The sequence below is a fragment of the Polymorphobacter sp. genome, from assembly GCF_051860865.1.
Classification (GTDB): Bacteria; Pseudomonadota; Alphaproteobacteria; order Sphingomonadales; family Sphingomonadaceae; genus Sandarakinorhabdus.
In genome coordinates, this window is sequence record NZ_JBIMKZ010000103.1 from 1 (window position 1) to 7,772 (window position 7,772).

Annotated in this window: 6 protein-coding genes and 1 pseudogene; 5 read left to right on the forward strand and 2 right to left on the reverse strand. The window is 70.3% G+C overall.

The annotated features are described in order from the left end of the window. A partial coding sequence (locus tag ACTIFJ_RS14280; protein ID WP_439534781.1) for a GDP-mannose 4,6-dehydratase occupies positions 1-306 on the forward strand: 306 nt, incomplete at its 5' end. A 50-nt stretch (positions 307-356) separates the two neighbouring features. Then, a complete protein-coding gene (locus tag ACTIFJ_RS14285) occupies positions 357-1,112 on the forward strand; it encodes a cephalosporin hydroxylase family protein (protein ID WP_439534782.1) in 756 nt (251 codons plus the stop codon). A 1-nt stretch (position 1,113) separates the two neighbouring features. Here the strand turns inward: ACTIFJ_RS14285 and ACTIFJ_RS14290 are convergent, their stop codons facing one another. Further along, positions 1,114-1,962 carry a glycosyltransferase family 2 protein gene (locus tag ACTIFJ_RS14290; protein WP_439534783.1) on the reverse strand — a complete coding sequence of 283 codons (849 nt, stop codon included), beginning with the start codon at positions 1,960-1,962 and terminating at the stop codon, positions 1,114-1,116. 123 nt (positions 1,963-2,085) lie between these two features. Here ACTIFJ_RS14290 and ACTIFJ_RS14295 point away from each other — a divergent pair, with 123 nt between their 5' ends. After that, positions 2,086-3,177 (forward strand): hypothetical protein, encoded by a 1,092-nt coding sequence (locus tag ACTIFJ_RS14295; protein WP_439534784.1) that lies wholly within the window; start codon positions 2,086-2,088, stop codon positions 3,175-3,177. On the opposite strand, the gene ACTIFJ_RS14300 is transcribed toward ACTIFJ_RS14295, so the two are convergent. Then, the gene (locus ACTIFJ_RS14300) at positions 3,146-4,684 is read right to left on the reverse strand and encodes an oligosaccharide flippase family protein (RefSeq protein WP_439534785.1); all 1,539 of its coding nucleotides are present in this window, start codon (positions 4,682-4,684) and stop codon (positions 3,146-3,148) included. The genes ACTIFJ_RS14295 and ACTIFJ_RS14300 overlap by 32 nt on opposite strands. Before the next feature lie 166 nt (positions 4,685-4,850). On the opposite strand from ACTIFJ_RS14300, the gene ACTIFJ_RS14305 reads away from it, so the two are divergent. Next, complete coding sequence (locus ACTIFJ_RS14305; protein WP_439534786.1) at positions 4,851-6,662, forward strand: hypothetical protein; 1,812 nt, start codon at positions 4,851-4,853, stop codon at positions 6,660-6,662. Between the two features lie 112 nt (positions 6,663-6,774). After that, positions 6,775-7,772: pseudogene (locus ACTIFJ_RS14310) on the forward strand (acyl-CoA dehydrogenase family protein); the annotation flags it as partial.

The window sequence follows — 7,772 nt, forward strand, 5'->3', positions numbered from 1 at the left end:
CAGCGCCGGGATTTCATCCATGTCGACGATGCCGCCGCGGCGCTGGTCGCGCTGCTGCAGAGCCCGGCCACCGGCGCCGTCAACATCGCTAGCGGCACCGCCCGCCCGCTGCGCGAGATCATCGGTACCGCTGCCGCGTTGGCCGGCGATGCCGCGCTGGTCGATTGGGGCGCCCGCCCGCGCCAGCCCGGCGAACCCGAGGTGATGGAAGCCGATACCCGCCGCCTGCATGACGAGATCGGCTTCACCCCGCGCTGGACGCTGGAGGCCGGCCTCGCCGACATGGTTGCCCGGCGGTTGCCCTGATCCTCCGCTTCGCCTAACCCGAAGCTTTCCGCGAACCCGAGTTTGTACCCATGAAGATCACCATCGACACCGACGCCGCCACCCTCGCCGTCGACGGCCAGGACCATGATCTCTATTCGAAGGAGGCGTTCGCCGTCATCGCCGACCTCTGGGTCAAGACCGGCTGGGTCCGCAAATATTCCTATGGCTTCAGCTGGCTAGGCCGCCCGATCATCCAGCTGCCGGACGACATGCTGCGCATCCAGGAAGCCATCTGGCAGGTCCAGCCTGACATTATCATCGAGACCGGCATCGCCCATGGTGGCTCGCTGATTTTCTACGCCAGCCTGATGGAAATGATCGGAAAAGGCCGCGTCATCGGCCTCGACATCGATATCCGTCCCCACAACCGCGCCGCCATCGAGGCCCATCCGATGGTCAAGCGCATCACCATGATCGAGGGCAGCTCGGTCGCCGCCGAGGTCGTCGACCAGGTCAAGGCGCTGATCAAGCCGACCGACACGGTGATGCTGATCCTCGATTCGAACCACAGCCGTGATCATGTCGCCGCCGAACTCGCCGCCTATGCCGATCTCGTCACCCCGGGCAGCTACATCCTCAGCCAGGACGGCGTTATGCAGCTCGTCGCCGGCGCCCCGCGCGCGCCCGCCGACTGGGCCGAGGACAATCCGATCACCGCCGTCAACGCGTTCCTTGCCGCCCATCCGGACTTCGAGCTGGCCAAGCCCCCGCGCCCCTTCGACGAAACCCAGGACACGCCGGACTGCTCCCACCACCCGATCGGCTGGCTGCGCCGCAAGCCCTGAGTCAGCGCAGCAACCGTCGCAGACCGAGCGCCGCCGCATAAGCGGCCCGCACCGGCGCATAAGGTGAGTTGGAGGCAGACGCGATCGCCAGCCGCCACAGTGCTGGTCCCGCGCTGTCCCGCATCTCTGCCGGCAACAACGACCGCGCCGCCCGGGCCATCCGCCAGTGCGGCATTACCCGCCCGATCAAACGCGGCTCCAGCCGCTGCGCCCAGACCCGGTAATTGGCGATTGGCGTGCGCTCGCGCAGCAGCAGCACCTCGGGCAGCTCCAGATGTCGCCCGGCCAGCACGCTGGGAATCAATGCCAGCCAGTCGAACGCCGGCATCGGCTGCAGGTCCCTGAACCCCGCCGCCAGCGCTTCCGTCCGGTGGAGGCCATAATAACGGCCATTTTCGCCAACATCGCGCAAATAGGCATCGAGCCGCTCCGCCGCCGTGCCGGTCAGCGGACCAGTGCCGCTCGACAACAACCCCTCGATACCATCGTCCAGAAATGCGATCCGCGAAACGCAGAGCGAGGCGCCGGGATCGGCCCGCAGCGCCGCCAGCGTCGCCTCGATGAATCGCGGCCGCCAGATGTCATCATCGGTCGCGAACATGAAGAACGGCGTCTGCGCCCCCAGCACCAACCCGCCGAAATTCTCGATCGGCGAAACCAGTTTTTCCCGGCGTAGCACCTGCACCCGGCGATCCCGCGCTGCATAATCGGCGATGATCGCTGGCGTCTCGTCGGTCGAGGCATTGTCCGAGATCACCAGCCTGAAGTCCTCGTGCGTCTGCGCCAGCAGCGAGTCGAGCGCCCGTGGCAACGTCGCGGCGCCGTTGAGCACGGGCAGGCCGATCGTCACGGGGCACTGGTCGGCAGATGGCATGGGCGGTTGTCCGGGGTCGACTTGGGGGCGCTCCCGCCATAAGGGCAGGGCCCGGCCAGCACAATCCGCCACCCTGCCACCAGGAACCGCGCCCGACCGATGCCCACCTCTCCCGCCCGCCGCGCCGTTCTCCTGCGCATCTCGCCCTGGGGCGGCAACGAAGTCCATGGCGGCCAGTTGCGCAGCCAGCAGATTGCCGATCTCGTCGCCCGCGCCCTGCCGGCGGCAATCACCCATGTCGCCCCGGCGCCGCGCAGCCTGTCGCGCCCGGTCTTGGCCGGGCTGGCGCTGCGCGGCGCGGCCGAAGCTGCCCGTCTCGCCAGCCCCGCCCAGGGCCTGTTCAATGCGTTTGTTGATCGCACAATCGCGGGCCTCGGGCTCGGCCGCGGCGATCTGGTCATCTATGATGCCGATCAGCGCTACGGCCCCGCCATGGCCCGCATCGCGGCGCGGCGCGGGCTGCGTCTGGTGGCGCTGCCGCACAATGTCGAGGCGCTGATCCCCTATGTCTGGCCGATCGCCATCGATGTCGACCGTGTCAGCCGCAATCTCGCCCGCGAAGTCGGCTGGCTGGCCCGCGCCAATCAGGTCTGGGCCATCGGCCGCTTCGATCGCGAGCTGTTCGAGCTGTTCGGCATCGATGCGCGGCTGCTGCCCTATGCGCCCCCGCCCGCCCGCGCCGCCGATCTCGCTGCTATCCGCACCCGCCGCCGGCAATCCGCGCCGACGCATCTGCTGATCCTCGGCACCGCCCATAATGCTCCCACCCGCGCCGGCATGGTTGAGCAGCTGGCCCTGGTCCGCGCGCAGCGGCCGTCGCTTCCCGTCATCCTCGCCGGCTATGGTACCGAAGCCCTGACCGCCGACGCTGGCGACGGCGTCACCGTGCTCGGCGCGCAGAGCTGGCCGGCGCTGATGGACCTGATGGCCGGTGCCGCCGCGCTCTGGGTCCATCAGGCGCCGATGTCCGGCGCGCTCACCCGTATCCCCGAGGCGCTGCTGGCCGGCGTTCCGGTCGTTGCCAATAGCTGGGCGGCGCGCGGCCATGTCGCCATGGACGGGCTGGCCGTCTACGAGGATGCCGCCGGCCTCGCCGCCGCGCTGGCGGCCCTACCCACCGAGGTCGCGCCGCCCGATTTCTCGGCCGCCGAAGCCGCCTTCATGGCGTCGCTGCAGGTCCTCGCCGCCTGATCCCGCCGATCGCCGCCAGCAGCTGCCCGCGCACCAGCGGTGCCGCCATTGCCGCCGCCGCCAGCGCCAGCAGGCCGACGCCGACCAGATAGGCCAGCCAGCTCCAGCGCCCCATCCCCAGCAAGGGTCCCAGCAGCGCCGCCGGCAGCGTCACCGCCAGCACCGCCAGCAGCGGCACGCCCACGTCGCGGACATACCAGCGCATCATCTCGCCGGGCAGCAGCCGCCGGTGCATCAGCGGCACCATCGCCAGCAGATAGAAGACGTTCAGTGCCGCCCATATCCCCGCCGCCGCCGCCGTGCCGCCTTCGGGGACCAGCAGGAACAGCGCCGGCACCAGCACGATCACCGCCACGATGTTGAGTCGCAATGAAAGCCCGGTCCAGCCGCTCGCCAGCTGCAACAGCGCGGGCAACTGCAGCAGCGCATGGATGCCGGTGCCGAAGGCCAGCAGCCCGAGGATCGGCGCCACCCCGGCGCTCAGCGTCGTGTCGCCGGACCAGGCAAAGATCACCTCATGGGAAAACAGCGCCAGCACCAGCACGGCGGGCGCCAGCAGCACGGTAACCAGCTGGCAGGCGCGGTGATAGCCGTTCGCCAGCGCCACCGCATCACGGCCTTCGAGCAGCTGTACGAGGCGCGGGCTGACCGCCTGCGCCACCGGCCAGGAGACCATGTACAGAACGCCGACCATCGTCGAGGCCAGCATGAAATAGCCGAACTCGGCCAGCGGCAGCAGCCGGGACAGCAGCAGCTTGTCGATCTGCGTCAGCACCACGCCGAGCAGGCTGATCGCGAACACGCCACCGGCAAAGCCGCCGACCTCGCGCAGCGCCGGCACCGAGAACGCCGGCCGGCGCGGCGCCGCCGGCAGGCTGATGTGCAGCCGCACCGCCAGCACCGCCAGGCTGACCAGCGAAACCACCCCCTGCCAGAGCAGGAAGGCAAGGATCGTCGGGGACACCCATTCGAGCACTGCCAGCGCGCCGAGGCTGCGCAGCAAGGCCAGCAGCGTCGCCATCACATTCACCCAGACCTGCTGCTGCAGCGCCATCAGCCCGCCCCGGTAAATACCCTCGCAGAACCGCAGCGCGACCACGCCGCCGACCAAAGACAGCGCGCCGGCCACCGTCTCCAGCGGCAGCGTCTCCACCTGCAGCCAGCGCGTCGCCAGCAGCGGCGCACCGATGGTCAGGGTGATCGCCACCACCAGCGCCAGCCCGAGGTAGATCGTCTCGAGGCTGCGCAGCAGGTCGCGGATATGCTGGATCGCCACCGTCCCGGCGGTAAACCGCGCCACCTCGCGGCCCAGCGTCGGCGTCATGCCCAAGTCGAGCAGCGCCATCCATGATTGGATGACCACGAACAGCCCGACAATCGCATAGGCCTCGATGCCGATATAGCGGATGTACACCGGCACCAGCGCCAGCGAGAGGAGCGATGCGACGCCCTGGCCAACGAAATTGGCAAAGATATTGCGGCCGGTTCGGCCCGCCAGCACGGCCATGCCGCGCCGAATGGCACAGCCGGGGGATTCCGTCCAGATTTCCCCGCTGCGGCCGTTATAGCGGTTCGACAGGCGTAAAACACTTATGGTCGGAAAACACTGGCGTCCCCGGCGGCTGCATCGGATACAAGCGGGGCAGGGGACCGGAACACAAGGTCAGCAACGGGTGGAACAGCCTTCATCGCATCCAGCGTCGGCGCGGCGACTGCGGATCGTCGCGGCGCTGGCCATGGCCTGGGTAGTTCTTGCCGGCGTCCAGGCGGCGCTGACGCTGCCGCCGTCGCCGAGCCCGCTGGCTTTGCTCCAGGCGGCGTTGACCCTGCTGCCGGGCCTCGTCGTCGCCGGCCTCGCGCTGGCCTGGTTGCCCGGCAAGCCGGTGCCGACGCCGCTCGATGACGCCGAGGCCCGGCTCGCCGCCGTCCGGCAGCAAGCCGAGGCGCTGGAGGCCAGCCTCGCCCGTCTCGATTCGCGCCTCGCCGGCATCGCCGACCAGACTGCGGCGCTGGCCGCTGCCGCCGGTCCCGACGCCGCCGGGCTTGGCCGCCAGGCCGAATCGCTGGCTGCCCATGGCGCCCGCATCGCCGCCGACGCCGCCACGGCCCGGGAGGCGGCCGACCGGCTCGCCGCTGCGCTGCCGCCGCTCGCATCGGGCGTGGAGACGATCAGCGGCGGCCTCGCCACGCTGGGTGAAGACAGCATGGTCCAGCTCCGCGCCGCCGAGGCGATGCTGGCGCGCGTCCAGGCCCAGACGCTGGAGGCCGGCAGCCGCGCCGATGCCGCTATCGCCGCGCTCGCCAGCCATTTCGCCCGCCTCGACGAGGCGTCGAAGGAAACCACCAGCGCCATCGCCAAGCGCAGCTACGCGCTCGATGCCGCCGTCGATGGCGTGCTCGAACGTGCCGATGCCACCATGGCCAGCATCGCCGAGCGGCTGGTCGCCACGCTCGGCCGCCTCGATACCGGGCTCGACGGCGCCGGCCGTCAGCTCACCCTGCTCGGGGACGAAGGCGTTCGCCTGTTCGGCCAGCGGCTCGACGCGCTGATCGAGGTCAGCCGGATGCTTGACGAGCGTTTCGCCACCCATGGCCGCGCTGCCGATGGCCTCCAGACCAGCCTCACCGCCACCATCGCCACCGCCGACACCCTCGCGTCGCCGCTGGCCGACGCCGCCACGGCGCTCGCCGGCCTCGAGTCCGGCCAGCAGCGCCTCGCCGACCAGTCGACCGCGCTCGCCGCGACGCTCGCCGACCGTCTTGCCGACGCCGAAGCCGCGCTCGCCCGCTTCGTCGCTGGCGCCGATGCGCTCGATGCCTGCAGCCTGCGGCTCACCCGGACCACCGAAGGCGCCGTCGTCACGCTCGGCGACGCCACCGCCAGCCTCGATGCCGGCGATGCCCGCCTCGCCGCGCTGGCGGCGGCGCTGGCCGGCCAGTTCGCCGCCGCCCGCGCCACGCTCGCCGAGCTCGAAGCGGCGGCGCAAACTGCCACCGGCACCAGCCACCGCGCCGCCGAGCAGGCGACGGCGCGGCTCGTCGGCCTTGTCGAGACCGTCAGCCAGACCGAAAGCCGCATCGGCGAGATCGAGACCCGCTTTGCCGTGCGCGAGCGCGGCACGCTGGCCCGGGATGTCAGCAGCCTGATGGCCGGCCTGTCGGCCACCATCGGCGACATCGCCGGGCTGCTCCAGCTCGACGTGGCCGAGACCGAATGGCGGTCCTGGCTGCGCGGCGACCGCAGCGCGCTGCCCGCCGCGATCCGGCCGCTGCTCGACAGCGAGGAACAGCGCCGCATTGGCCGCCATGTCACCCATGATCCGGCGTTCCGCGCCGAGGCCGGCCGCTTTCTCGATCAGTTCGAACATCTGATCGCCCGCCTGCTCGGCGACCGGGACGGCGAAGCGCTGGCCGCCACCCTGCTCAGCGCCGATATCGGCAAGCTCTACATCCGCCTCGCCGACGCCGCCGGCCGGATCCACTGATTCCGCGACATACGCAGCCTTTGCCTCGGCGGCCGCTTCCGCTAGGGCTGGCCGGGAGGTGGAACAGACCATGCAATTTGCCCTGACAGAAGACCAGATCGCCATCCAGGACATGGCCCGGCGCTTTACCGCCGATGCCATCACCCCGCACGCCAGCGCCTGGGACGAGCATCATACCTTCCCCGTCGACACCATCCGCGCCGCCGCCGAGCTCGGCTTCGGTGCCATCTATGTCAGCGAAGAGAGCGGTGGCATCGGCCTCGGCCGGCTCGAAGCGGCGCTGATCATGGAAGCCATGGCGCATGGCTGCCCCAGCACCTCGGCCTTCATCTCGATCCACAATATGGCCGCCTGGATGATCGACAGCTACGGCAACGACGCGGTCAAGGCCCGCTACCTGCCAGCGCTGGTGACGATGGACAAGATGGCCAGCTATGGCCTGACCGAGCCCGGCGCCGGCTCGGACGCCGCGGCGCTGCGCACCCGCGCCGAGCGGGACGGCGATCATTATGTCGTCTCCGGCTCCAAGGCCTTCATCTCCGGCGGCGGCGTCAACGAGCTCTATGTCACCATGGTCCGCACCGGCGAGCCCGGCCCGCGCGGCATCTCCTGCCTGGTCATCGAGAAGGACATGCCCGGTGTCAGCTTCGGCGCCCAGGAGCGCAAGCTCGGCTGGCACTCGCAGCCCACCGCCCAGGTCAACTTCGACAGCGTCCGCGTGCCGGTCGAGAACCTCGTCGGCAGCGAGGGCCAGGGCTTCGCCATCGCTATGGCCGGCCTCGACGGCGGCCGTCTCAACATCGGCGCCTGTTCGCTGGGCGGCGCCCAGCGCGCGCTCGACGAGGCGCTGGCCTATACCCGCGGCCGCCAGCAGTTCGGCCGCGCCATCGCCGATTTCCAGGCCACCCAGTTCAAGCTTGCCGACATGGCGACCGAGCTGGAGGCCGCCCGCGCGCTGCTCTATCTGGCCGCCGAAAAGGTCAGCACTGCCGCCCCGGACAAGACCCGCTTCGCCGCCATGGCCAAGCGCTTCGCCACTGACACCGGCACCTCGATCGCCGACCGCGCGCTCCAGCTGTTCGGCGGCTATGGCTATCTGATGGATTACCC